The following is a 25,571-nucleotide window of genomic DNA, read 5'->3' as shown; positions in this document are numbered from 1 at the left end:
TCTTTCGGTCGGGTGGGTCAGCGGGCGTCGGGCCGGTGCCGGCGGGCGACGAGGCGGGCCAGGATGTTGAGCAGCATGATGATCAGGATCAGCGTGAGGGCGGCCGTCCAGGCGCGGTCGATCGCGGTCTGGTTGGGGTCGCCGGCCTGGTCCCAGATGAACGTGGGCAGCGAGCCCTGCGGGCCCTCCAGCGGGTTGGTGTTGATCGCCTTGGTGAAACCGATCACCAGCAGCAGCGGGGCGGTCTCGCCCATGACCCGGGCCACGGCGAGCATGATGCCGGTGAGGATGCCGGTGAGCGCGGTGGGCAGGATCACGAAGCAGATCGTGCGCCAGCGCGGGACGCCCAGCGCGTAGGAGGCCTCGCGCAGGTCGTTCGGCACCAGCTTGAGCATCTCCTCGGTGGCTCTGACCACGGTGGGGATCATCAGGATCGCCAGCGCCAGGGAGCCGGCGAAGCCCGCGCCCTCCTTCATGATCCCGAGCGTGAGCAGCCACATCGCCAGCACGAACAGGCCGGCCACGATGGACGGGATGCCGGTCATGACGTCCACGAAGAAGCTGATCGCCCGCGCCAGCCTGCCGTTCGCGCCGTACTCGACCAGGTAGATGGCGGTGAGCACGGCGATCGGCACCGCGATCAGGCTGGTGATCAGCACCTGCTCCAGGGTGCCGATGATGGCGTGGTACGCGCCGCCGCCCGCGTCCTTGCCGGACACCCCGTTCATGGAGAACCCGAAGAAGTCGGCGTCGAGGCGCGCGACGCCGTTCGAGATGACGGTCCACAACACCGACACCAGCGGGATCAGGGCGAGCAGGAACGCCATGTAGACCAGGGCCTGTGCCGCCCGGTCCTTGATCTTGCGCCCGCTGGAGACCGAGCCGAGCGTGCGGGTCTGCTTGGCGGGGCTGGTCACGGCACTCACACGAACTCCTTGCGACGGGCGACGACGGCCCGGGCGACCATGTTGACGAGCAGGGTGATCACGAACAGCACCAGGCCGGAGGCGATCAGGGCGCCGCGGCCCGTCTCGCCCGCCTCGGCGAAGCTGTTGGCGATGTTGGAGGCGAACGTGGCGCCGCCGTCCTCCAGCAGGTGGATGTTGATCCCGGGAACGAAGGTCAGCACCATCGCGACCGCGATCGTCTCGCCCATCGCGCGGCCGAGACCGAGCATCGAGGCGCCGATCATGCCGGAGCGGCCGTACGGCAGCACCGCCATCCGGATCGTCTCCCAGCGGGTGGCGCCGAGCGCCTGCGCGGCCTCCAGGTTGGGCCGCGGCACCTGGAGGAAGACCTCACGGGAGATCGACGAGATGATCGGCAGGATCATGATGGCCAGCACGATCGAGGCCGTGAAGATCGAGTTCTTGCCGGGGCTGTCGCCGCCGAAGAACGGGATCCAGCCGAGCGTGGTGTTGAGGAACGCGCTGACGCCCTCCATGTGCCGCGACAGGAAGTAGAGCCCCCACAGGCCGTAGACGATGCTCGGCACCGCGGCGAGCAGGTCGACGGTGAAGCCGAGGACGCCGGTCATCCGGCGCGGCGCGTAGAACGCGATGAAGAGCGCGATCCCGATCGCCACCGGGGCCGCCATCAGCAGCGCGAGGAACGACGAGACCACCGTGCCGAACGCCAGCTGCGCGATGCCGAACTCGGGCGGCGTCGCGTTGGGGTTCCACGCCTCGGTGGTGAGGAAGCTCGCCTCGTTCTTCTGGAGCGCGGGGACGGCCTTCCAGATCAGGAACACCGCGATCGCGGCCATGAGGGCGAGCACGAAGATGCCCGAGCCGCGCGCGGCACCGCTGAAGATCTTGTCACCGGCCTTGCCGGTGCTCATCGGGCGGCCGGTCGCCCGGTGCTTGGCGCCGGCGGTCGCCTCGACGCCGGTCTCGGTCGTCACGGGGGGTCCTCCTCGAAGATCGTCGTCGTCGGAACCCAGGCGTGCCCCGCCACCGAGGTCGTCGGTGACGGGGCTGCCGGTGTTCGGTTCTCTGGTCAGGACAGGGCCTTCACGGAGGCCTGGACCTTGGTCAGCACCGACTCGGGGAGCGGGGCGTAACCGAGGTCGGTGAGGATCTTCTGGCCGTCCGCACTGGAGGTGTAGGTGAGGAAGGACTTCACGAACGCGCCCTGCTCGGCGGGCAGGCCCTTCTCGCAGACGATCTCGTAGGTCACCAGGACGATCGGGTAGGCACCCGCCTCCTTGGTCGCATAGTCGATCTTCAGCGCGACGTCGTTGCCGGTGCCCTCGACCTTGGCGCCCGCGACGCCCTTGGAGGCGCTGTCGGGGGTCAGCTGGGTGTACTCACCCGCGCCGTTCTTGACCTGCGCGGTCTGCAGGTTGTTGTTCTTGGCGTAGGAGTACTCGACGTAGGAGATCGTGCCCGCGGTGTTCTTCACCTGGCCGCTCACGCCGTCCGACTTGGGCGCGCCCTGGCCGGTGCCGTTCGGCCACTTCTTGGCGGGCTCCCAGGTCCAGGCCTTCGCCGCGGTGGCGGCGAGGTACTTGGTGAAGTTCTCGGTGGTGCCCGACTCGTCGGAACGGTAGACCGGCTTGATCGGGGAGCCGGGCAGCTTGGCGCCCTCGTTCTCCTTGGCGATCGCGGGATCGTTCCAGGTCTTGATCTTGCCCGAGAAGATGCCGGCCAGCGTCTCCGGCGAGACCTTCAGGCCGTCGACGCCCTGCACGTTGTAGATCACCGCGACCGGGCCCACGACCATCGGCAGGTTGAGGGGCGTGTTGCCCTGGCAACGCTGCTTGGCCGGGCCGACCTCGTCGTCCTTCAGCGCCGAGTCGGAGCCGGCGAAGGAGGCCTGGCCCGAGCTGAACGCCTGGATGCCCGCGCCCGAACCGCTGGCCGTGTAGTTCAGGTTCGCACCGGCGCACTTGGAGGCGTAGAGCTTGGTCCACTCCTCGATGGCGTTCTTCTGCGCGCTGGAACCGGCCGCGTTCACCGTCGCCTTGGCACAGTCGATGTTGCCGGCGGGGGCAGCGGAGCTCCCGCCGCCCGCGTTGTCGTCGCTCCCACAAGCGGAGAGGGCGAGAGCGCCCGCGACGACCACTCCGCCCAGGGCGGCCAGCCGAGATCCGTTCTTCACCGGAGGGTCTCCTCGTTAGTCGTTAGCGGTGTCCCGGCCAGGTTTCTGGAGTCGTTTGTCCAGGTAAGGGGGGCACCGTCGAGAGCGACGCTAAGCAGGGGAGGTGACCACTCACCCTGATCCAGGTGAACGGAGAGTGAACTGGGTCAGGCAGAGCCAGGAAGAAAATATCGAATCGGCATAGACAGAGGGTTAACAGCCCAGGTCACATGCCATAAAACAGCCGACATCCAGGGCGTTTCGGGTGCCTCACGGGGCCTCGAACATCACGTCCACGGCATACCGTCCGAACCCCAGCGACTCGTACATCCGCACCGCCGCGACGTTCGACTCGTCGACGTACAGCAGGATCGTCGGGACCCCGCGTTCCCGCAGGTGGCGCAGGCCCCGCAGGGTCAGCGTACGGCCCAGGCCGAGCCCCTGCGCGGCGGGATCCACGCCGACGACGTAGACCTCGCCGAGGCCGTCCGGGTGAATCTTGGTCCAGTGGAAGCCCAGGACCTTTCCGTTCCGTTCACCCTGCGTGCCCTCGGCGAGGAAGAAGCCCTCGGGGTCGAACCACGGCTCGTGTTCGCGCAGCCGCAGGTCCTCGATCGTCCAGGAGCCCTGCTCGGGGTGATGGGCGAACGCGCGCGCGTTGACGCGCAGCCACGCGTCCTCGTCATGGCCGACCGTGAACGTGCGGAGCCGCACGCCGTCGGCCACCTTGACCTCGGGAAGCGGCTCGGCCGCGGGACGCCGCAGCTGGAACAGCACCCGGACACGGTCCAGCCCCTCGGCCGCGGCGAGCGCCGAGGCCGCGGGAAGGTCGCCGTGCGCCCACACCCGCAGCGGACCGTCCGCCTCGCGCCGCAGCCCCTTCAGCAGGGCCAGGCCGTGCCCCTGCCGCCGCGCGTCGGGTTCGACGAAGAACTCTCCCGCCGCGGGCTCCTCCTCGGACGGCGGGTCGAAGTGCGCGTAGCCCACCACCCGCCCCTCGTCGTCGAATCGCAGCAGCGCCCGCGCGCCCGCCGCGTCGCCGGGCTCGGACCCGGCCGGGGCGCCGTCGGCGGCGTTCTGGAGCCAGAGGACGGAACGTTCCGAGAGCGGGGCGACGCCGTCATGGCGGGTGGCGGCCTCGACGAGACCGCGGACGCGGCCGATCTCGGCGTCCGACAACGTGGCGCGCACCTGCGACTCAGACATGATCACAGCTTAGGCGGTGGCGACACCCGGACAGTCCTGGTCAAACCGTCATTGAAACGTCATTCGGGCGACCGAACCCGTAATACCCCCAGGCTTAGAGTGCCGGAATGACACGACGACGCATGACCCTGGCCTGTGCCGCGGTGGGGCTTGCCGTGCTCGGGGTCGCCGCGCAGCCGGCCGCCGCCAAGCCCGCGCCCACCGCGTCCGTACGGCTGCTGTCGCTCAACGACTTCCACGGCAACCTGGAGCCGCCGACCGGCAGCTCGGGCACCGCCATCGACGAGAGCGGCACCGCGGTGCCCGCGGGCGGTGCGGCCTACGTCGCCTCGCATCTCAAGCGCCTGGCCGACAGGAACACCCTGACGGTCGCCCAGGGCGACCTGATCGGTGGCACTCCCCTCATCTCCGCCGCCTACCACGACGAGCCGTCGGTCGAGTTCCTCGGCAACGTCGGCGTCACGGCGTCGGCGGTGGGCAACCACGAGTTCGACGAGGGGTACCGCGAGCTGCAGCGCATCCAGTGGGGCGGCTGCCACCCCACCGACGGCTGCTCCCCCGCCGGCAGGTGGCGCGGCGCCAAGTTCGACTACCTGGCCGCGAACGTCATCAAGGAGAAGCAGAACAAGCCCGTCCTCAAGCCGTGGACGATCCGCAGGATCAACGGCGTGCGGGTCGGCTTCATCGGGGTCGTCACCAAGACCACGCCGACCATCGTCACCGCCGACGGCATCAAGGGGCTGCGGTTCGACGACGAGGTGGCCGCGGCCGACCGCGCGGCCCGCGAGCTCAAGCGGCGCGGCGTGCGGGCCATGGTGCTCCTCGTCCACGAGGGCGACCAGGTCACCGCCGGGCAGCGCCCGGACGCCTGCGGCGTCGTCCCCGGCGCCGGGACGCGCATCGCGCAGGCCGCCGACCCCGAGATCGACATGGTGCTCGCGGGCCACACCCACCAGCAGTACATCTGCTCGGTGCCGGACCCGAAGGGCGACCCGCGCCTCTACTCGTCGGGCTCCTCGTTCGGCCGGGTCATCACCCAGGTCGACTTCCAGGTGAACAAGCGGACCGGCGACATCGTGCGCTCCACGCTCAAGGGCGACAACCACGTCGTCACCCGCGACGTGGCCGACCCGGAGACCGAGAAGTTCGTCGCGACCTGGAAGGAACGGGTCGCCGAGATCGCCGACCGGCCGATCGGCAAGATCACCGCGACGCTGGACCGCAAGCCCTCCCCGGCCGGCGAGACCACGCTCGGCGACGTCATCGCCGACGCCCAGCTCGCGTCCATGAAGGACCAGGGCGCCCAGATCGCGCTCATGAACCCCGGCGGCGTCCGCGCCGACCTCGTCTTCAAGGGCGACGGCACGGTGACCTACGGCGACGCGTTCGCGGTCCAGCCGTTCAGCAACATCATGGGCATGGTGACGCTCACCGGGGCGCAGCTCGACAAGCTGCTGGAGCAGCAGTGGGTCGGGCAGGCGACCGAACGTGTCCTCCAGCCGTCGTCGACGCTGCACTACACGATCGACCGGTCCCGGCCGGCCGGTGACCGCGTCGCCGGCATCACGATCGACGGCACCCCGGTGAACGACTCCACCGGGTACAAGGTGGCGGCGAACAACTTCCTGATCGGCGGCGGGGACGGCTTCACCGTCTTCACCGAAGACCCCGCTCCCGTCCTCGGCGGCCCGATCGACCTGGACACGTTCACCGCCTACCTGGGCGCCAACTCGCCGGTCGCCCCGCCGGCCCTCAACCGCATCAGCGGCCAGTAGGGCGAACGCGGGGAACGATCAGGCGGGAACGCGCGGAGAGGGAAAGAGCACGAACGCGAAGGCCGCCCCGGCACGGACGTCGCCGGGGCGGCCTTCGCACGTTCGAAAGGGCGGATCAGGCGCCGAAGAGGTGCACCATCCAGTAGACGACGGCGGCCACCGCGGCGGCCATCGGCATGGTGAGGATCCAGGCGACCACGATGTTGCCCGCCACGCCCCAGCGGACCGCGGACAGCCGCTTGGTCGCGCCGACACCCATGATCGCCGAAGTGATCGTGTGGGTGGTGGAGATTGGAGCGTGCCAGATGTAGGCGGCCGCGTAGAGCACCATCGAGGCGGTCGCTTCGGCGGCGAACCCCCGCGGCGGGTCGAGCTCGATCACCCTGCGGCCGAGCGTGCGCATGATGCGCCAGCCGCCCGCGTAGGTGCCGAGCGACAGCGCGCCCGCACAGGAGACGACCACCCACAGCGGCACCGAGTTGCCGTCGGAGTGCCCGGTGGTCACCAGGGCGAGCACGATGATGCCCATGGTCTTCTGGGCGTCCTGGAGGCCGTGGCCCAGCGCCATCGCGGCGGCCGACAGGGTCTGCGCGATGCGGAACCGGCGGCCGACCCGGGCCGGGTGGGCCCTGCGGAACATCCACAGGATCCCGACCATCAGGAAGTACGCCAGGAAGAAGCCGACCACCGGCGAGATCACCATCGGGATGGCGACCTTGTCGACGACCTTGTCCCAGCTGACCGTCGACGCGGACGCCAGACCGGCGCCGACGACCCCGCCGATGAGGGCGTGCGACGAGGACGAGGGGAGCCCGAAGTACCAGGTGATGAGGTTCCAGGTGATCGCCCCGAGCACGCCGGCGGCGACCACGGTGAGGCCGTGCAGCCCGCTCGGCGGCGTGATGACCTCGCTGACGGTCTTGGCGACCTCGACGCCCAGGAGGGCGCCCACCAGGTTCATCACGGCGGCCATGAGCAGGGCCGCGCGCGGGGTCAGCGCCCGCGTCGACACCGAGGTGGCGATCGCGTTGGCGGCGTCGTGGAAGCCGTTGGTGTAGTCGAAGATCAGCGCGATGACCACGACCAGGACGAGCACCGCGGTCTGGGCGTCCGAGCGGAGCCCGAACGCGCCCATGAGCATCACCAGCAGCACGCCGCCCAGCAGCGCCCACCAGAACTTGCTGGGACCGCGCCTGGCCTGTTCGGCCAGAGTCGGCTCAGCACCGGGCGGCGATTCCTTGGTGAGGGTCGCGCCCGAACCGGAGGGGTCGCTCATGATTCCTTGACCGCGATCGTCTCGACCGTGTTGGCCACGGACTCGAAGGCGTCGGCCGCGTCCTCGAGACGATCGATGACCTCCTTGAGCTTGAGCACCGTCAGCGGGTCGTACTCGCCGCTGAACAGCTTGGCCAGCAGCTTTCGGTAGACCTGGTCGCCCTGGTTCTCGAGCCGGTTGATCTCGATCCAGTACTCGTTGAGCTCCTTCATGGAACGCAGCCTCGGCATGGCCTCGGCGGTGAGTTCGGCGGCCCGTTCGAGCACCTCCACCATGTGGACGATGCCCTTGGGGAACTCCTCGATCTTGTACAGGACGACGAGGTCGGCCGCCTCCTCCATCTCGTCCATGACGTCGTCGATCGTCGAGGCCAGTCGATAGATGTCCTCGCGGTCGAAGGGCGTGATGAAGGTTTCGTTCAACCGGCGCATGATCGCGTGAGTACATTCGTCGCCCGCGTGTTCGCAGGCGCGCATCTTCTCCGCGATCGCTTCCCGGTCGGCGCCGTCACTGATGAGCTCCACGAGCAGCCTGGCGCCAGTGACCAGGTTGTTCGCCGAGTCGGCGAACATGTCGTAGAAGCTGTCCTCACGCGGCGTGAGACGCAAGCGCACGTCGTTCTCCTGAAGTGCCGGAACGGTCCGCAGAGGATCGTAGGCGCAACCAGCCGTAAAAAGAACCTTTGCCCCAGCTTCGGCTGGTGTCCGCCATCCTCTCACCTACAAGATTGCCCGGGATCAAGAGCCGCACACCCGCTCGACACGGGCCTGTCTGCGGGGATGCGCCGCGTTCTCGTGCCGGGGAGGAGACGGCTACGCAGAGTGCGGATCCAGGTGAGTGAGATTCGTTACAACGTGCCCGGATGACGTGCGGTGACGGTGTGAGCGCCATCGGCGGCGATCGCGGAGCGAGGTCGCGCCCGGCCGCCTTGTGGTCTGGCTGAGCCGCCGGCTCAGCCAGAGGCCACAAGGGCGAGATACACGGGCCCCGAGGCCGTTAGAACATTTCGGTACTGCGACGACCGGGTTCGTCGGGACGTATTCCGAGCACCATGTCGATCTCCGCGAGGGTCAGCGGCCGCTCGGCCGCCGCCACCGCGCTGAGCATCTCGGCATAGAGTTCGATCTCGTCCAGCGCAACACGGTCGTGGACGCGCAGGTCGAGGTTCAACTGGCGCACCGCGTCCACCTCCGTTCGTTCCCCACACCCACTGTCGAGGCTACGCGTCAGGGGCCCGCAGGCACATGACCCAAGAGGGCCATTCGAGGGCCACTCTCCGCGGCCACACCCGACACGCTCCCATAAGAACCCATTCCCCCATTTACCCATTTCATTCGGGGTGTGTGGGGGTGTCAGCGGCCCTGGTGGAAGTCCCCCAGCATCTGCTCCAGAGCGGATTCGGTCAGGTCACGGGCGGTGAGGCGGGCGACCGTCGCGGCGTTGACGTCGGCCCCCGCGAGACGGGCGGCCTGCCGGGAGACGGTCTGCTCGAAGATGGCCCGGACGGTCCGGGCGTAGCCGAACGAGGGGTCCTCCCGCATGCGGGCGAAGCGGGCCAGCAACTCCACCCGCAACTCCTCGTCAAGCATGTAAAGATCACGCTCGGCGTAGCTCTGGAAGAGGTTGACCAGATCACGGTCGCCGATGCCCTCGAACTGCATCGTCCGGCCGAACTCCTTGCGGAACCCGGGGTTGCCCGCGAGGAAGCCCTCCATCTCGGCCGCCGGGCTGGAGCAGACGATCACGAACCGTCCCTCCTGGCCCCGCATGTGCCGCAGCAGCTCGTTCACCACCGCCGGGCTGCGGTCGAGCCGGTAGGCCTCCTGGATCAGCAGCACGCCGCCCAGCGCCTGGTCGATCATGCTCGCGACCCGGCCCTCGGTGTCGAGCGCGTCGCGCCCCGCCAGGTGCACCGGGCGGCAGGCCACCACGTGGCCGGAGCCGAGCAGGCCCAGCGCGGCGTAGATGCCGCCGAGCAGGCCGGCGACCGTCGTCTTGCCGGTGCCGGGCGGGCCCGTGAAGATCAGGTGCCGGGACGTCTCGGACGCCACCCCGTGCCGGGCCCGGTCGGCCGCCAGCCCGGCCTCCTCGACCAGCTCGCGGACGGCCTCCTTGACGTCGGTCAGGCCGATCAGCTCGTCCAGTCGCCGCAGGTAGCCGTCGATGTCGCCGGGCGGCCGGAGCGCGGGCTCGATGCCCTCCGCCACGCCGCCGAGGTCGTCCGGCGTCAGCAGCAGCCGGTCGCGCGAGGCGCCGGCGCGTTCGAGGTGCCGCTGGCAGGCCTGGTCGAGGTAGGCCTCCACCAGGCGGGCGTTGACCAGGTCGCCCGGCCCGCGCAGCCTGCCGAGGTCCTCGCGCGCCACCTCCAGCGCGGAGTTGCCCAGCGTGACACGGCGTTCGTCGGCGAGCAGGTGCAGCAGCGTCATGCGGTTGTCGAGCTCGGCCAGGTCGGGCATCCGGTAGACCCGGAACACCTCGATCAGGCGCGGGTGGTCCTTGAGGAGCCGCTTGTACGTCCGCGGATCGCAGGTCGCGATCAGTACCGTGCCCGTGGCGGGATGCCGGCGGGAACGCCGCACCGCGCCCGCCACGGCCACCGGGTCGGCGGCCGACGTGATCGCCACGTCCAGCCGTTCGAAGAGGATCGCCGCGCCCGTCTGGTCGAGCACGCGCGCGACCCCCTCGGCGGGCGCGTCCCGCACGTCGTCGGCGTCGTGCGCGCGGATGGCGCCGTCGCCCACGCCCGCCTCGGCGGCCGTGAGGGCGATCATGCGGGCCAGCCGGCGCTGCCCGGTGTGCGGGTTGCCCACCAGCATCACGCTGGGCACCGCGGCGATCTCGCTGGGCGCCCCGTCGACGCGGGTCGCCTCGGCACCGCCCGCGGCCGGGGCGTTCCACGCCTCGATCCGCTCCCGGACGGCGTCGAGCAGGGCGCCCGCGTCCTGCTCGCCGCACACGAAGCCGATGCCGAAACGTTCGAGGGTGCGCCGCTCGTCGCGCTCGGCGGGCGGCGGGATCTCGTGGACGGGCCGGTCGGGCGACGGGGTGTCGTCCAGGAAGTCGAAGTCGCCGACCATCGTCTCGGACATGATGCGCGTGCCGGGCCCCGCGCCCGCCTTGGGCGGCGAAGGCGGCCGGGGCTGGGGTGACTCGTCTCCGGCGACGTCGCCGGGGCCCAGGATCCGCGTACGCGGCGGACCGGCCGGTGCCGGCGGCACGGGCGGGCCGCCCTGGCCGGGCGGCCGCTTGGCGCCTCCCGGCTCGTCGAAGCGGGTGGCGTACGGGTCGACCGGCTGAGCGGGCTGCTGAGGCGGCTGCGCGGGCTGCTCCCGGCCCGGGGGCGGAGCGGGCTGTTGTTGTGCCGCGGGCTGCTGCTGAGGGCCCGGACCCGCGCCCGGACGCTGGAAGCCCAGCTCGGTATAGGGCGGCGCGGCCACCTCCGACGGCTTCTGCTCCGGCTGCTGCACGGGAGGCGGAGGCGGCGACGCCGACGCGGCGGCCGCCCCGGGCACCCCAGGCTGACCGGACACCCCAGGCTGGCCGGGGGCACCGGGCCCACCGGGCATGCCGGGCCCGCCCGGCCCACCGGGGGCGCCAGGCGCTCCCGGCCCGCCAGGCCCCGCGGGCGGTTGGGGCGTCGCCGACCTGGCCCTGGGCTGGTAGCCGAGCTCGGTGTAGGGCGGCGCGAAGTTGCCGTCGTCCTTGCGGCCCTCGCCGCCGGAGCCCCCGCCCATCTGCGGGTCGGGCGAGGCGAAGGCGGCCTGCTGCGCGGGCGGCGGTGGCGGGGACGGCGACGCGGAGGGCGGCGCCACGTGCGGTGAGGGCTGGGAGCGCGCCGGCGGCTGCACGAACGGCTTGTCCGGCTCGCCCGGCATCCCCATGGGCTGCGGCGGCGTGCCGGGCTTGAGCCCCGGCTGGCTCTGCGAGGTCATCGGCGACGGCGGCTGCGGGACCGGCGGGACCGGCTGCGGCGCGCTCGTCGTCCCGGTCGCGGTGGACCTGACCCGCGCCGATCCCATGATCTCGGCGATGATCGCGGTGGGCACGGGGAACCCGCGCGGCCGTGCGGGCATGCCCGCCAGGCGGCACCACGCGAGGTCGACCTCGTACATCGAGGCGAGCAGGCGACCGGCGGCGTCGCCGCCGGTCATCGTGGAGCGCAGCGGCTCGGGCAGCCGCAGGTCGCCCGGCCACAGGCGGCGCAGCGGGTGGCCCGGCTGGCCGCGCACGGCCTGGACCGTGTAGCGGATCTCCGGGTCGAGCCAGGGCACGATGCCCTCGGCCACGTCCTTGCGCACCACGTCGAGGTCGGCGGCGACCAGCGCGGCCGCCACCAGCCGCGGCTCGACGTAGACCGGGTCGGACGGGTCGCCGGCCAGCGTCGCGACGACCTCGGCCAGGCCGTAGTAGGCGTGCCGGAAGTTGTCGCCCGGCGAGCTCTCGTTGCGCAGCGCGGGCACCAGGTGCGGCGGGCAGCGCGTCAGCCACTGCTGGACGATCGCCTGGTCGCCGTACGGCAGCGCGTCGTAGTCGACCGTCGGGTTGCTGAGGGTGGCGCCGAGGATCTCCAGCAGCGCGTCCGCGCGGATCTGGAACCGCGGGTCCTCGCGCAGGACGCTGGCGACCGCCCACATCGTGCGCAGGACGACCACCGCGGCGTCGACCCGGCCGGCGCGCAGGCGCTCGGCGTACAGCCCGACCAGGGCCTCCATCGGCGGCGGTGTCAGCCAGCGCGGGCCGTCCACCTCGGGCAGCGGCTTGGCGCGGTAGGGCTTCCAGAGATCCAGCATCTGCCCGTCGAACCGCGAGTCGAAGACCGGCGCGGCGCCGCACCACAACATCACGCCCCAGGCCGCCACCACCGTCGACGGCGTCTCGGACGTGAACAACGACCACCAGTGCGGGTACTCGGACGCGGGCAGCGCGGACGCCGAGTCGACGGTCGACCGGACCCGGGCGGTCAGCTCGAGCGCGAAGCCCTGGCCGACGAACGAGCGCGGCTCGGGCGGCGCGAACGAGAAGTCGGGGCCGGCCGGGACCACGTGCGGAGGCAGCGCCGGGACCTGGCCGCCGCCGTGCTGGGCGGACCTGGCGGCCATCCGGACACCGGGCGAACGGGGCGGCGGGCACAGGTACCACTGGCCGTCGGACGGGTGCAGCCGGTACCACCGCGACCAGGCCCCGAACAGCCACCACGTGCCGTCGGGGAGCATGAGCATGCGCCCGCCGATGGCGTGCTGGCGCTGTTGCGGCGGCGCCGACGGCCACCATCCGGCGCCCACCATCGCCCTCGTGTCACGCTCTGCCGCCGAGAAAGGATCCTGCCCAGCCTGGGGGCTGGGCGGCGGAGCACTGCCATAGCCCGGTCCCCACACCACAATGGTCATCGTAGTCAGCTACACGGCGCCCGCACTATTGGACGGTCCATCCTCCCGGCCTACGCCGTCACCGCCCGGATGGGCTATTTCCAGGTGGCGTCCCGGTGCAGCCGGGCCTTCTTCACGTACACCTCGGGGGTGTGTTCCAGCACCAGGCGGTCGTCGTCGGTCAGCTCGCGGACGACCTTGCCCGGCATTCCCGCGACTAGGACGCCGGCCGGGATCCGCTTGCCCGGCGGGACCAGGGCCCCCGCCGCGATGAGCGTCCCGGCGCCGATCCGCGCCCCGTTCAGCACGATCGCGCCGATGCCGATGAGCGACCCGGTCTCGACGTGCGCGCCGTGCACCATGGCCTTGTGGCCCAGGCTGACCCGGTCCTCCAGGACCGCGGGCAGGCCCGGGTCGGCGTGCAGGCAGCTCAGGTCCTGGATGTTGCAGTGATCGCCGACGACGATCTCCTCGTCCTCGCCGCGCAGCACCGAGCCGTACCAGACGCTGGACTCGCGGCCGAGCGTCACCTTGCCGACGACGACGGCGCCCGGGGCGACCCACGCCTCCGGATGGATGCGCGGCTCGTCCGCGCCCAGGGACCCGATGTAGCTGCTCATGCCGCGATCGTAGGTGGCGTCCACTTCCGGCCGTTCGCCGGGGGCGGACCCGTCGTGCGCACGATCGAAGTACGCAGCGGGCCCGCCCCCGTGGACAGGATGCGGAAGGGACGGCACCGCTGCCGCTTCTCGCGGCTCCAGCCGGACGGCGCACGACGGGCGCCGATGGGACGTCGCGAGGACGCCTTGTATTAGGGGACGCACGGTGCACCCGGGCAGGTTGCACCCCGTGCGGACATTGACGCGATATTTCCTAAGATTGGACAACTTGCCGACTCACCCCAGGTGAAGAAATGGCTGCGACAACACCCGTTTCGGTTGCGCGAATGGGGTGGACCGGACAAGAGTCGATCCTGACGTTTACCGAGCTTCCCTCCCTGCCGTCTCCGACCCTGACGGGGTGATCACCCCCCGCCAACGACCCCCAAGGCATCATGAACAACGAAGCAGAAATCCTCCCGAACCTCCTCCGCGAGGAGTCCTTCGAGATCGTCATGCGCGGCTACAACCGCCGCCAGGTCGACGAGTTCATCGCCCGCAGCCAGAACCAGATCCGCGAGCTCGAGGCCCGGCTCGCCCGCGCCCTCGACGACGTCGAGCGGACCCGCCGTGAGATGGCCGAGGTCCGGGAGGCGCGCAAGCCCACCGGCGACGACCTGAGCGACCGCCTCCGCCAGATCATCAACCTGGCCGAGGACGAGGCCAAGGACAAGGTGGCCGAGGCCGAGGCCAAGGGCACGCAGATCCGCAAGGACGCCGAGAACGAGTCCAAGCGGATCGTCGAAGACGCCCGGGGGCGTGCCGACGACGACCTGGCCCAGGCCAAGCAGAAGGCCGAGCACGTGCTCGCCTCTGCCAAGAAGGAGTCCGACAGCGTCCTGACGGCCGCCAAGCAGGAGGCCGACCAGACGGTGACGAGCGCCCGCCTCGAGGCCGAGCGCACGCTGACCGCGTCCGAGCGGCGCGCCAGCGTGATCAACGAGGGCGCGACGACGCGGCTGACGCAGCTCACCAAGAACCACACCCAGTCGCTGCAGCGGCTGACGGAGATCAGCGAGACCCTCAACCGCCTGCTCAAGGCCGAGAACGACGCCGGGCCACTGGAGAAGATGGTGGAGGACGCGGTACGCCAGCCGATCTCCCCCGCGCCGCCGCGCAAGCAGCCCGTCGGCGCCGGCGTGCCGGCCGGCCCGTCCGTTCCCGCGTCGCCGTCCGCGGCCAAGCCCGCCGGTCCGGCGGTGCCCGCGTCCCCGGCGACGCCGTCGCTTCCCGCGGCGCCCGTCCAGCAGTCGGCGCCCGTTCCGCCCCGCGGCAAGCCGGAGCCCGAGCCCACCCTGGTGGACGGTCCCGGACCGCAGGTCCCGCAGCAGGCCAAGTCCCCCGCCCCGGCGGGCGACCCGGAGGGCCCGGCGCCCGCCGGCCCGGTCCCGCCGCAGCCGGGGCCCAAGCCGGGCGACCAGGGCTGACGCGCTCAGGTCACGGGCTCGGGGGCTCAGGCAGACGCGAACGGTGCCTTCACCGCGGACGACGATCCGCGGTGAAGGCACCGTTCTCCGTTGAATAAGATCTTGTCATGGCCAAGGCAGCTCGCGGACGTGACGACCGGCGCCGCGACCGGCGCGGCGATCGGCGCGGCGATCGGCGCGGCGATCGGCGCGGCACGGTGCGGCCCATCCGGCGCCTGGGCGACCCGGTGCTGCGCACCGAGTGCGACCCGGTACGGACGTTCGACGCGGCACTCGAACGGCTGGTCGACGACATGTTCGTGACCATGTACGAGGCGGACGGCGCGGGACTGGCGGCCAACCAGATCGGCGTCTCGCAGCAGATCTTCGTCTATGACTGCGCCGACGACGAGGACGTCCGCCACATCGGCCACGTGATCAACCCGGTGCTGGTCGCCGCGGACGGCGAGACGGTCGTGGAGCAGGAGGGCTGCCTCTCGGTGCCCGGCCTCAACTTCGCCACCCCGCGCCAGGCCCACGCCGTGGTCGAGGGCGTGGACGTGCGGGGCGAGCCGGTCCGTGTCGAGGGGACCGGCTACTTCGCCCGCTGCCTCCTGCACGAGTGCGGCCATCTGCGGGGCCAGGTCTACATCGACGTGCTGTCCGGCGACGCCCGCCGCGAGGCGATGCGCGCCATCCGAGCCGCCGAGGCCTGACGGCCGCCCGGCCCGCCGGGGTCAGTCCCAGCGCCGCGACCGTGCCCGCTTGACGTCGGCACGGCGCTTCTTGTTCTCCAGGCGGCGTTCGTTGATGCCGCGCGGCACCTTCTTGGGGACGCGCTTCTTGGGCGGCGGCGCGATGGCGTCGGAGAGCACCGACGCGAGCCGTTCCCGCGCGGCGTCCCGGTTGCGCGCCTGCGACCGGTACTCCTCGGCGCGGATCGTGAGGACGCCCCGGACGAGCCGCCCGGACAGCCGTTCCAGCGCCCGCTGCCGGTAGTGCTCGGGAAGCGAGGGCGACCCGGCGACGTCGTAGGAGAGCTCGGCGGCGGTGGAGGTCTTGTTGACGTTCTGCCCGCCCGGACCCGACGACCTGGAGAAACGCCAGGCCAGCTCGGTCTCCGGGATGGAGACCGAGCCTCGGACGTGGAGCTCGGCGGGCATGCCCTGATTATCCCCATCCTGAGCGGATCATGTCGCCTGGTTTTCACCACGGGAGCGGGCGGGCGTCGCGGAAGAAGCCGCCGGTGGGGCCGTCGTCGGGGAGGGTGGCGGCCCAGACGATGCCGGCCGCGCCGTCGTGCACCGGACGGCCGCCGGGGCCGCCCATGTCGGTCGCCACCCAGCCGGGGCAGACGGCGTTCACCAGGACGCCGTCGGCGCGCAGCTCGGCGGCCAGCATCCGGGTGAGCGCGTTGAGCGCGACCTTGGAGGCGGTGTAGGCGGGCGTGCCGCCGCCCATGTTGGTGAGCGAGGCGGCCTCGCTCGACACGTTGACGATGCGGGGGTGCTCGCTGCGGCGCAGCAGCGGCAGCAGCGTCTCGATCAGCCGCCACGGCCCGTACAGGTTGGTCTCGACGGCCTCGCGCACGACCGCGAGGTCGGCCTCGGCGGCGCGCTGCCAGGTGTCGTAGTGGATCGCGGCGTTGTTGACCAGGACGTCCAGCCCGCCGTGCCGCTCCTCGATCTCGGCGGCGATCCCGGACAGGTCCGGGCCGGTGACGTCGAGCCGCAGTGGAACGGCGTCCTTCCCCAGCTCGCGCGCCGCCTCCTCCGCGTCCGCGGCCGAACGGGCGCTCACCAGGACCGTGTGCCCCCGCCCAGCGAGCTGCCGGGCCGTCTCCCGGCCGAGGCCCCGGTTCGCGCCCGTGACCAGGGCGATCACGACGATTCCGCGGCCTTGGCGGCGGCCAGGGACGGCAGGTCCTCGTTGCCGTCGGCCCAGATCGCGGTCATCACCACGGCGTTGATCTTCCACTCCTCACCGGAGCCCGCGCCCGACTCCGCGGACGCCCGGACGAGGTCGAAGCGGTACGTGCCGCCGAGCGTCCACAAGGGCCCGCCGTGCGGGTTCGCCAGGCGGTGCGTGGCCTGGAAGGAGGCGGTGCACACGGCGGAGTCGCCCTCGACCGTGACGAGATGGTTGGTGATCAGGTGCTGGGTGGCGTCGAACGCGCCGAGCGTCGCCGACCAGGCCGCCACGACCTGGTCGGGGGCAAGCTCGGCGGGCTCGCCGCCGTTCAGGCTCGTGTAGTCGAGGGTCACCGGGTCGGCGAAGATCCCGGCCAGCTCGTCCCACTCGCGCCGGTCGGCGTGCCATGCCATGCGGGTGCAGGTCTCGACGATCGCGAGGCGATCTTCCGTGGTGCTCATGTGATCATCATGGGGAACGGTGATTCGCCAGGTCCAATACATGCCGTGATAGCTATCGGAGCTCGCTCTCGCCTGGCGGCCCGACGACCACCGCGCGGCGATCCGTGACCTGGTCGAAGCGCTGCTGCACGCACCCGGGATCGACTGCGTGGAGGACTGAGACGCCGCTGTTCGCGCGGCGAGGTCGCGCGCTAGCAAGTACTTACTTACAATGATCGCCATGACCGACGGACTGTTCCGGGACGACGACCTCATCCGCGTCATCACCCGCGAGGGCGTGCTCATCGCGGCGGGCGGGGTGGCCTCCCTGCTCCAGACCGCGCACCCCAAGGTCGCCCAAGGCGTCTACGACCACAGCTACACCGCCGAGAACCCCCTGCGCCGGCTCCAGAACACGATGGGCTGGCTGTACGCGGTGCAGTTCGGCACCCGCGACGAGGCCGAACGTTTCAGCGCCCTCGTGCGCAAGGGGCACGAGCAGATCACCGGGCCGGACTACGAGGCCAACGACCCCGAGCTCCAGGTCTGGGTGGCGGCCACGCTGTTCGCGGTGTCGGCGCAGTTCTACCAGGCGCTCTTCCGGCGGTCGTTCAGCGACGCCGAGTTCGAGGAGTACTACCGGCAGACCAAGGTCTACGCGACGATCCTGGGCTGCCCCGAGGAACGCCTGCCGGCGACGTACGCCGACTTCCGCGTCTACTACGCGGAGATGGTGCGGAGCCTGCGGATCACCGACGCGTCCCGGGCCATCGCCGAGCAGGTGCTCAGCCCGAAGACGCCGGCCGGCCCGCTGGGCGCTCCCGGGCTGGCGATGGTCCGGCTGATCACGGCCGGGATGATGCCCGCGCCGATCCGGGAGCAGTACGGCTGGACGTGGAACGCGGGGCGGGAGCGGCGCTTCCGGCTCCTCATGGGCGCCCTGGCCACCGTCTACCCCCGGCTGCCGCTGCGGGTCCGCACCATGCCGCGCGAGTACTACCTCATGACGACCCGGCGGACCCTGGCGAAGCTGGCCGGGCAGCGGAACCCGGTCCTGACCGTCAAGACCGAACGCGGCGGCACCGCCGCGGGAGGAACGGAAACGGCCGCGTGACCAACCCCCCTCGGCGGTCACGCGGCCGCGTTCCGTACCCCCTCGGGGAACGAACGCCCGCGCCCCCCAGCACGGGCCTCCCATCCCCTTGGCGGGCCGCCCCGCCGGGACCCTTCCCCTGATCAGGACCCCGGGACGACCCGGTCATCGGAGGCCGCCGCGGTACCGCCCGCTCCCCCCAGAGCCGTGTCCCGGCGGCGGCCTCCGATGAGTCTCCTCAGATCGACGCCGCCTTGATGATCTGGTCGGCGGCCTTCCTGGCGTCGTTGACCGGGATCGCGAACCCGACGCCGATGTTGCCCGAGCTGCTGCCGGACGTGGCGATCGCGGTGTTGACGCCCACGACCTGCCCGGCGGAGTTGACGAGCGCGCCGCCCGAGTTGCCCGGGTTGATGGCCGCGTCCGTCTGGATCGCGTTCTTGATCACGGTGGTCTCCTGCTGCTGCGCCGCCTGGCCGCGCAGGCCGGGCGGGAGCTGCTGCTGGTCGTCGTCCGAGCCTTCCTTGATCTCGCGGCCCAGCGCGCTGACGATGCCGGACGTGACCGACCCGTCGAGGCCGAGCGGGCTGCCCATCGCCAGGACCGTGTCGCCCACCGCCAGCGCGTCGCTGTCGCCGAGCGTGGCGGGCTTGAGCCCGGTCACGCCCTGCGCCTTGATCACCGCGATGTCGCTGGACGTGGCGCTGCCGAGCACCTGGGCGAGCGCGGTCCTGCCGTCGCTGAACTTCACCGACACCTGGTCGGCGCCGCGCACCACGTGCGCGTTGGTCATGATGACGCCGTCCGACCGCAGGATCACCCCGGAACCGCTGCCGCCGCTCGAACCCGACCGCACGGCGACCGAGACCACGCTCGGCTGGACCGCCGCGGCGACCTTGGCCGTCGCCCCGCTGCCCGCGGAGGCCCCGGACACCGCGGTCGGGCTGCCGTAGACCGTCTCGCCCCCGGTGAGGATCGCCGCGCCCACGGCACCGGTGCCGCCGGCGGTGATGGCGAGGGCCATCGCCGCGCCGGCCGCCGCGAGCTTGCGCCGCATCGTCCACCAGCCGTCGCCGTACGACTGCTGGGGCGGAACGGCACCGCCGTAGAGCGGCACGTCGCCGTAGGGAGGCTGTCCCCCACCCCCGTAGGGGCCCGCCTGCGGCTGCGGCCGCTGGGGCTGCTCGAAGGTTCCGGTCTGCGCGGTCGCGCTCTGCCCGTGCCCGGTGCCCTGCCCGTAGCCGGGGGCGGCGCCGGTGCTCTGGCCGTAGCCGGTGTCGGTGCGCTGCGCGTAGCCGGTGCCCGTTCCGGTCCCAGTGCCCTGTGCGTAGCCCGTGCTGTGTGCGTAGCCAGTGCTCTGCCCGTAGCCGGGGGCGGCGTTCTGCCCGTACCCGGTGGTGGGCCATGACCCTGACGCGGGCGCCTGGCCGTGGCCGCCACCCTGCGCCTGGCCGTAACCAGTGCTCTGTCCGTCGTCGTAGTCTCTCGGCGTGCCCGCGCTTCCCGCGCTCATCTGGACCCCCTGTTTCTCAGTCATCCAGAGAATGGCCGACGGGCCTGGAACCACCCTGAGACGAACCTGAAAGTCCCCTGAACGCCGGTCCGGCAAGCGGAAGGCCGTGACCGGGGAGTCCGGTCACGGCCTTCGGAACGTTGGCCAGGGCGCACGCCCCAGTTCCCGTCGCTGGTGTTCCAGGGGCGCCCTGTGATGGAGAGATAACCCGATCCAGCTGAACGCACGCTGAACCGATCCCCAAGCTTCTCTAAGGAGATCACGCCTGGTCGAGCGGCAAATACACCCGGAACACCGCACCCTCTCCCGGAGCGGACTCGACCTCGACCTTGCCGTCGTGGGCGGCCACGAGCGCGGCGACGATCGCCAGGCCGAGGCCCGTCCCGCCGCCCTTGCCGTGCTGCCCGATCGAGCCGCGCGCCGGGTCGCCGCGGTAGAACCGTTCGAAGACCCGCTCGGCCTGCTCGGGCGGGAGCCCAGGCCCCTCGTCGGCGACCTCGCACACCACCGCCGGGCTCCCGTCCAGCTCCCCCGACAGCAGCCGCACCTCGACCGGCGCGTCGGCCGGAGTGTGGGTGAGGGCGTTGGCCAGGAGGTTGCCCAGCACCTGGCGCAGCCGCGGCTCGTCCCCGAGCACCTGGTAGGCCATGCCGTCCCGGACGGACAGTTCGACGGGCCGGTCGGGGGCGACCACCCTGGCCTCCTGCACGGCGTCGGCCGCGACCGCGAGCATGTCCACCGGGCGGCGTTCGATGGGCCGCTGCCGGTCCAGCCTCGCGAGCAGCAGCAGGTCCTCGACCAGCAGGCCCATCCGCGCCGCGGCGTCCTCGATGCGGCCGATGAGCCGGTCCAGCTCCTCGGGCGTACGGGCCGCGCCCTGCCGGTAGAACTCGGCGAACCCGCGGATCGCGGTCAGCGGCGTCCGCAGTTCGTGGCTGGCGTCGGCGACGAAGCGCCGCATCCGCTCCTCCGACCGCCGGGCGGTCTCCTCGGACCAGCGCGCCGCGGCCTCCGACTCCGCGCGCGCCCCGAAGGCGGCCTCGATCTGGGCGAGCATGCTGTTGAGCGAACGTCCGAGCCGGCCCACCTCGGTGCCCGGACCGGCGTCGGGCACCCGCCGCGACAGGTCGCCCGCGGCGATGGCCCCCGCCGTCTCCTCGATCGCCCGCAGCGGCCGCAGGCTGACGCGGACGACCGCCACTCCCAGAACGGTCAGCCCGGCGACCACGCTGACGCCCACGATCGCGTCGATGACGACGAGCCGCCCGACCGTCCGTTCCATCTCGTCCAGGCTGAGCCCGAGCACGAGGGTGTCGCCGCTCGGCAGCGGCACCGCCAGGACCCGCCACGGCACCCGCGACCCGCCGGTGCCGGGCACGGTGAACGGGGTGTTCAGGTGCGCGCCGATGTCGCCCGGCAGCTTGGGCGCCCCGGGCTGGTCGATGGCCGGATCGGGCGAGCGGGCCTGGCCGTCCTGGGTGTAGACCTGCGTGTACATCTCGCCGGGCACCCTGATCTTGAAGTCCATGGTCGGCCGCTGGAGCTGCTGGACGACCTGCACCGACACCCGGTCGGCGTTGACCCGCAGCTGGCCGTCCGCCCGGTCGAGCAGGTATCCGCGCAGCACCCAGACGCCCGCGACGCCCATCACGATCAGGCCGACGATGACCAGCACCAGCGTGCCGGCGATCAGCTTGACGCTGATCGGCGTCCGCCCCGGCAACGACCGCAGCGCCGCCGCCGGCCCCGTCGACCCTGTCGGCCGCGTCTGCCGCGTCTGCCGCGTCGCCTGTGTCGGCCGTGTCGGCTCGGTCATCCGCCCCGGCTTCTCCGTCCCCCCCGAAACAGCCATCAGCCCGGCGTCGGCGGCAATCGCAGGACGTACCCCACACCGCGCAGGGTGTGGATGAGCCGCGGCTCGGCGTTGTCGACCTTGCGACGCAGCGCCGACACGTACGACTCGACGATCCCGGCGTCGCCGCGGAAGTCGTAGTTCCACACGTGGTCGAGGATCTGCGCCTTGGAGACCACCCGCCCGGCGTTGCCCATGAAGTAGCGCAGCAGCTTGAACTCGGTCGGCGACAGCTGGATCGGCCGCCCGTTCCGCCACACCTCGTGACTGTCCTCGTCGAGCTCTATGTCGGCGAACACCATGCGCGGCGACGGCTCGGCGGCGCCGCCCCCGACACGGCGCAACACGGCGCGGATGCGCGCGACGACCTCCTCGAGGCTGAACGGCTTGGTGACGTAGTCGTCGCCGCCGATCGTCAGCCCCTTGATCCGGTCCTGGAGGGCGTCGCGGGCGGTCAGGAACAGGACCGGCGTGTGCGTGCCGCCCGACCGGAGCCGCCGGACCACGTCGAAGCCGTCGATGTCGGGCAGCATGACGTCCAGCACGATGAGGTCGGGCCGGTGCCGCTGGGCGGCCTGCACGGCGTCCGCGCCGTTGGTGGCCGTGACCACGGCGAACCCCGTGAACCGCAGGCTTCCGGCGAGGAGCTCCAGGATGTTGGGCTCGTCCTCCACGACGAGCAGGAGGCCCTCCGGCGCCTTGCCGCCCACCTCGCCGCTCAACGGCTGCTCAGTCACTCCCACACCCCTCTCAATCATCCAGAGGGTTTCAGGGAAACCTGAAAAGAGCCTGAACGTCCACTCCGAATTGGATGAGGCTTGGGGCGATCAGCCGAAATACTCGATGAACGGCACCTTCCTGGTCAGCTGGGAATCGGTCCCGACGGACCCGATGCCGGTGGTGCCCGGACGGTGGTCGACGTCGTTCGCCGCGACCGTGCCGGAGCGCGCCGGGCCGGTCAGCGTGGTCCACGCCGAGCCGTCGTAGTGCAGGTAGCGGGTCTGGTTGCCGGTGCCCGGCGGCAGCACGACCACGCCGGACCCGCCGTCGGACGACATTCCCACCCCGGCGGCGTTCAGCGGCGTGGTGATCGTCGTCCAGGACGAGCCGTTCCAGCGCAGCAGGGCGTTGGTCACCTGCGCGTTCTGGGCGACGCGGTCGAGGTAGACGTTGGTGGGCGAATGCACCACGATCCGGTGGACGGCGGCGCGGTAGGCGGGCGTGCCCATCGAGCCGGGCACGTCGATCCGGCTCCAGGAGGTGCCGTTCCACCGCATGACCAGCGCGGTGACGGTGACGCCGTCGGTGGTGGTGCCCGCCAGCCAGACGTCGTCCTTGCTCTTCACCTCGACGGCGGTGACGGTGGTGCTCGGCGGCAGGGGCACGCTCTCCCCCACCCAGGCCGTGCCGTTCCAGCGCAGGATCGCGCTGAGCCCGCCGCCCGAGGCGTCGATCCCGGCGAGGGAGTAGGCGGTGCCGTCCGGGGCGGCCGACACCATGAACGGCATGCCGACCATCGGGTAGTCGACCTTCGTCCACGCGGTGCCGTTCCAGTGGATGCCCACCGTGCCGCTGGTGAGGTTGTAGCCGATGGCCCACGCGCGGGTCGCGCTCGCGGCGGCGACGTCGGTCGGGAAGAAACCGACGGGGCTCGTCTGGCCGGCCCAGGACGAGCCGTTCCAGCGGACGATCATGGCCTGCGGGCCGAAGATGCTGCCCTGGGAGCCGACCGCCCAGCCGGCCCCGGAGTCGGCGAAGTCCACCCGGTCCAGGCCGCCGTTGTACGTCAGGGCGGCGCTGGGGACGTCGCGCCACGTGGCCGCCTCCGCCGGGGACGCGGTGGCCAGGACCACGCTCGCGCCGCAGAGCACCGCCGTCACCGCGTTCCGCCACATGTGGGACTCCCAAGATCGATTGAGGCGGTGAAAGCGTACGGGATCACTTACTTCGTGGTAACCCCTCAGCCCCGGTGACCACATCAGGCCTCAGGAACGACGAAGGAACGCCCGGAGCCGGTGGACGGCTCCGGGCGTTCCCCAGGTGCTGCGCTGTGCTGTGCTGTGCTGCGCTGTGCTGTGCTGTGCTGTGCGAAAGGGCTATTCGCCCTTCCAGACGGGCTTGCGCTTCTCGGCGAAGGCGGCGGGGCCCTCCTGCGCGTCCTTGGACACGAACACCGGGATGGTGATCTCGCTCTGCTTCTTGAAGGCCTCGTCGGCCGGCCAGTCGGCCGATTCGACGATGACCTTCTTGGTGGCCGCGAGCGCCAGCGGGGCGTTCTCGGCGACCTTCAGCGCGAGCTCCTTGGCACCGGCCAGCGCCTCGCCCGGCTCGGTGAGCCGGTTGACGAAACCGAGCTCGGCCATCCGGTCCGCCGGGTACTTGTCACCCGTCAGCGCGATCTCCATCGCGATGTGGAACGGGATGCGCTGCGGCAGTCGCAGCAGCCCGCCGCCCGCGGCGACCAGGCCGCGCTTGGGCTCGGGCAGCCCGAACTGGGCCTCCCTGGACGCCACGACCATGTCGCAGGACAGCGCGATCTCGCAGCCGCCGGCCAGGGCGTACCCCTCGACCGCGGCGATGAGCGGCTTGGCCGGCGGGCGCTCGACGATGCCCGCGAACCCGCGGCCCTCCACGATCGGGTTGTCGCCCGTCAGGAAGCCCTTGAGGTCCATGCCCGCGCAGAACGAGCCGCCCGCGCCGGTGAGGACGCCGATCGACAGGTCCTTGCGGCTGTCGAGCTCCTCGATCGCGGCCGCGATGCCCTGCGCCACGGCGCCGTTGACGGCGTTCTTGGCCTCGGGGCGGTTGATCGTGATGACGAGGACGGCGCCGTCTTCCTCGGTGAGAACTGCGTCGGTCATTAGAGCCTCACTTACAGGACTGTCTGGAAGCGGATGCTGGCATCGGGGCGGCTCCCCGTCACTTGGGCTGGAAGCGGATGCCGCCGTCGAACCGGATGGTCTCGCCGTTCATGTAGTCGTTCTCGATGAGCGACTTGACCAGGTGGGCGAACTCCGACGCCTTGCCCATGCGCTTGGGGAACGGCACCGGCGCGGCCAGCTTGGCCTTGAACGCGTCGGCGGCCTCGCCCTCGCCGTAGATGGGGGTGTCGATGATGCCGGGGCAGACGGTGTTGACCCGGACGCCGATGGCGGCGAGGTCACGCGCCGCCGGCAGCGTCATGCCGACGATGCCGCCCTTGGACGCGGAGTACGCGACCTGGCCGGTCTGGCCCTCGAGCGCCGCGATGGACGCGGTGTTGATGACCACGCCGCGCAGGCCGTCGGCGTCGGCGGGCTCGGTCTTGGAGATCGCCGCGGCGCCGATGCGCATGAGGTTGAAGGTGCCGATCAGGTTGACCTGGATGACCTTCTCGAAGGTCGACAGGTCGTGCGGGCTGCCGTCGCGGCCGACCGTCCGGGAGGCCCAGCCGATGCCGGCGCTGTTGACGACCACGCGCAGCGGCGCACCGGTGTCGACGGCGGCCTGCACGGCGGCCTGCACCGAGGCCTCGTCCGACACGTCCGTCTTCACGAACACGCCACCGATCTCGTCGGCGAGGGCCTTGCCCTTCTCCTCGTTGAGGTCGGCGACGACTACCTTGGCGCCGTTGGCGGCGAGCTCGCGGACGGTCGCCTCACCGAGACCGCTCGCGCCACCGGAAACAACGGCGGAAACTCCGTTCAGGTCCATAAGCAGCACCTTACGTCAGAGACCGAATGTGGTTCGGGGTGATGTTACCCACAGGTCACAATACGGGGAACGCCCGACCCCTGACTTCACAGGTACCCCACATCCGGCACCCTCTTATACGCGCCACCTGATGATTGCCTTTCCGCCTTCGAGATCGACCGGAGGAGCCCCGTCCCCCCTCCCATCCCGCCCGCCGGTTCCGCGACCCCGTACCCAACGCCGCCCACAGCCGCGACGACCTGAGCAGGTACAGGCCCAAGCGGTCACGGCCTGAGCAATCGGACGGCCCGCGCGGTGACG

General features: G+C 71.4%; 22 protein-coding genes. 4 read left to right on the top strand and 18 right to left on the bottom strand.

What is annotated here, in order from left to right; genetic code table 11:
- Positions 1-17: 17 nt before the first annotated feature.
- The 4 genes from pstA to mshD all read right to left on the bottom strand — a co-directional run bounded on the left by pstA (position 18) and on the right by mshD (position 4,287).
- A complete protein-coding gene (pstA, locus tag ABZ810_RS03340; RefSeq protein ID WP_358398960.1) occupies positions 18-917 on the bottom strand; it encodes a phosphate ABC transporter permease PstA in 900 nt (299 codons plus the stop codon).
- A gap of 5 nt (positions 918-922) precedes the next feature.
- Positions 923-1,903 (bottom strand): phosphate ABC transporter permease subunit PstC, encoded by a 981-nt coding sequence (gene pstC, locus ABZ810_RS03335; RefSeq protein WP_358398561.1) that lies wholly within the window; start codon positions 1,901-1,903, stop codon positions 923-925.
- Between the two features lie 95 nt (positions 1,904-1,998).
- Positions 1,999-3,102, bottom strand: coding sequence for a phosphate ABC transporter substrate-binding protein PstS (gene pstS, locus ABZ810_RS03330; protein ID WP_358398560.1), 1,104 nt, complete (start codon positions 3,100-3,102; stop codon positions 1,999-2,001).
- A 249-nt stretch (positions 3,103-3,351) separates the two neighbouring features.
- Positions 3,352-4,287, bottom strand: coding sequence for a mycothiol synthase (gene mshD, locus ABZ810_RS03325; RefSeq protein ID WP_358398559.1), 936 nt, complete (start codon positions 4,285-4,287; stop codon positions 3,352-3,354).
- Between the two features lie 107 nt (positions 4,288-4,394).
- Here mshD and ABZ810_RS03320 point away from each other — a divergent pair, with 107 nt between their 5' ends.
- Positions 4,395-6,062, top strand: a complete 1,668-nt coding sequence (locus ABZ810_RS03320; RefSeq protein WP_358398557.1) for a bifunctional metallophosphatase/5'-nucleotidase — start codon at positions 4,395-4,397, stop codon at positions 6,060-6,062.
- 115 nt (positions 6,063-6,177) lie between these two features.
- Here the strand turns inward: ABZ810_RS03320 and ABZ810_RS03315 are convergent, their stop codons facing one another.
- From ABZ810_RS03315 to ABZ810_RS03295, 5 genes are all read right to left on the bottom strand, one after another.
- Positions 6,178-7,197: an inorganic phosphate transporter gene (locus ABZ810_RS03315; RefSeq protein ID WP_358398957.1), complete on the bottom strand. Its 1,020-nt coding sequence runs from the start codon at positions 7,195-7,197 to the stop codon at positions 6,178-6,180.
- A 137-nt stretch (positions 7,198-7,334) separates the two neighbouring features.
- Complete coding sequence (locus tag ABZ810_RS03310; RefSeq protein ID WP_358398555.1) at positions 7,335-7,952, bottom strand: DUF47 family protein; 618 nt, start codon at positions 7,950-7,952, stop codon at positions 7,335-7,337.
- A gap of 382 nt (positions 7,953-8,334) precedes the next feature.
- Positions 8,335-8,526, bottom strand: coding sequence for a hypothetical protein (locus ABZ810_RS03305; protein ID WP_358398553.1), 192 nt, complete (start codon positions 8,524-8,526; stop codon positions 8,335-8,337).
- Positions 8,527-8,690: 164 nt separating this feature from the next.
- Positions 8,691-12,623, bottom strand: a complete 3,933-nt coding sequence (locus tag ABZ810_RS03300; protein WP_358398551.1) for an AAA family ATPase — start codon at positions 12,621-12,623, stop codon at positions 8,691-8,693.
- A 176-nt stretch (positions 12,624-12,799) separates the two neighbouring features.
- A complete protein-coding gene (locus tag ABZ810_RS03295) occupies positions 12,800-13,324 on the bottom strand; it encodes a gamma carbonic anhydrase family protein (RefSeq protein ID WP_358398549.1) in 525 nt (174 codons plus the stop codon).
- 434 nt (positions 13,325-13,758) lie between these two features.
- Here ABZ810_RS03295 and ABZ810_RS03290 point away from each other — a divergent pair, with 434 nt between their 5' ends.
- The gene (locus ABZ810_RS03290; RefSeq protein WP_358398547.1) at positions 13,759-14,790 is read left to right on the top strand and encodes a DivIVA domain-containing protein; all 1,032 of its coding nucleotides are present in this window, start codon (positions 13,759-13,761) and stop codon (positions 14,788-14,790) included.
- A 107-nt stretch (positions 14,791-14,897) separates the two neighbouring features.
- Positions 14,898-15,485 carry a peptide deformylase gene (gene def, locus ABZ810_RS03285; protein WP_358398544.1) on the top strand — a complete coding sequence of 196 codons (588 nt, stop codon included), beginning with the start codon at positions 14,898-14,900 and terminating at the stop codon, positions 15,483-15,485.
- 21 nt (positions 15,486-15,506) lie between these two features.
- Here def and arfB read toward each other — a convergent pair whose 3' ends face one another.
- The 3 genes from arfB to ABZ810_RS03270 are packed head-to-tail and all read right to left on the bottom strand — an operon-like array spanning position 15,507 to position 17,141.
- Positions 15,507-15,932 carry an alternative ribosome rescue aminoacyl-tRNA hydrolase ArfB gene (arfB, locus tag ABZ810_RS03280; RefSeq protein WP_358398541.1) on the bottom strand — a complete coding sequence of 142 codons (426 nt, stop codon included), beginning with the start codon at positions 15,930-15,932 and terminating at the stop codon, positions 15,507-15,509.
- Between the two features lie 43 nt (positions 15,933-15,975).
- Positions 15,976-16,653: an SDR family NAD(P)-dependent oxidoreductase gene (locus ABZ810_RS03275; RefSeq protein WP_358398538.1), complete on the bottom strand. Its 678-nt coding sequence runs from the start codon at positions 16,651-16,653 to the stop codon at positions 15,976-15,978.
- Positions 16,650-17,141: a nuclear transport factor 2 family protein gene (locus ABZ810_RS03270; RefSeq protein ID WP_358398536.1), complete on the bottom strand. Its 492-nt coding sequence runs from the start codon at positions 17,139-17,141 to the stop codon at positions 16,650-16,652. Before ABZ810_RS03270 ends, ABZ810_RS03275 begins: the two co-directional genes overlap by 4 nt.
- Before the next feature lie 220 nt (positions 17,142-17,361).
- On the opposite strand from ABZ810_RS03270, the gene ABZ810_RS03265 reads away from it, so the two are divergent.
- A complete protein-coding gene (locus ABZ810_RS03265) occupies positions 17,362-18,234 on the top strand; it encodes an oxygenase MpaB family protein (protein WP_358398534.1) in 873 nt (290 codons plus the stop codon).
- 217 nt (positions 18,235-18,451) lie between these two features.
- Here ABZ810_RS03265 and ABZ810_RS03260 read toward each other — a convergent pair whose 3' ends face one another.
- The 6 genes from ABZ810_RS03260 to ABZ810_RS03235 all read right to left on the bottom strand — a co-directional run bounded on the left by ABZ810_RS03260 (position 18,452) and on the right by ABZ810_RS03235 (position 25,271).
- On the bottom strand, positions 18,452-19,726 hold the full coding sequence (locus tag ABZ810_RS03260) for a trypsin-like peptidase domain-containing protein (RefSeq protein ID WP_358398532.1): 1,275 nt from the start codon (positions 19,724-19,726) through the stop codon (positions 18,452-18,454).
- A 259-nt stretch (positions 19,727-19,985) separates the two neighbouring features.
- Positions 19,986-21,542, bottom strand: coding sequence for a HAMP domain-containing sensor histidine kinase (locus ABZ810_RS03255; protein ID WP_358398530.1), 1,557 nt, complete (start codon positions 21,540-21,542; stop codon positions 19,986-19,988).
- Positions 21,543-21,577: 35 nt separating this feature from the next.
- Positions 21,578-22,315 (bottom strand): response regulator transcription factor, encoded by a 738-nt coding sequence (locus tag ABZ810_RS03250; protein WP_358398527.1) that lies wholly within the window; start codon positions 22,313-22,315, stop codon positions 21,578-21,580.
- A 90-nt stretch (positions 22,316-22,405) separates the two neighbouring features.
- Entirely contained in the window at positions 22,406-23,473 is a 1,068-nt protein-coding gene (locus ABZ810_RS03245; RefSeq protein ID WP_358398525.1) for a hypothetical protein, read from the bottom strand.
- 201 nt (positions 23,474-23,674) lie between these two features.
- On the bottom strand, positions 23,675-24,439 hold the full coding sequence (locus tag ABZ810_RS03240) for a crotonase/enoyl-CoA hydratase family protein (protein WP_358398522.1): 765 nt from the start codon (positions 24,437-24,439) through the stop codon (positions 23,675-23,677).
- A 58-nt stretch (positions 24,440-24,497) separates the two neighbouring features.
- On the bottom strand, positions 24,498-25,271 hold the full coding sequence (locus ABZ810_RS03235) for an SDR family NAD(P)-dependent oxidoreductase (RefSeq protein WP_358398519.1): 774 nt from the start codon (positions 25,269-25,271) through the stop codon (positions 24,498-24,500).
- Positions 25,272-25,571 lie beyond the last annotated feature (300 nt).

Source organism: Spirillospora sp. NPDC047279, assembly GCF_040643285.1.
Lineage (GTDB): Bacteria > Actinomycetota > Actinomycetes > Streptosporangiales > Streptosporangiaceae > Spirillospora.
Note: the sequence above shows the minus strand (reverse complement) of the source record. Positions and strands in the feature narration are given on the sequence as shown.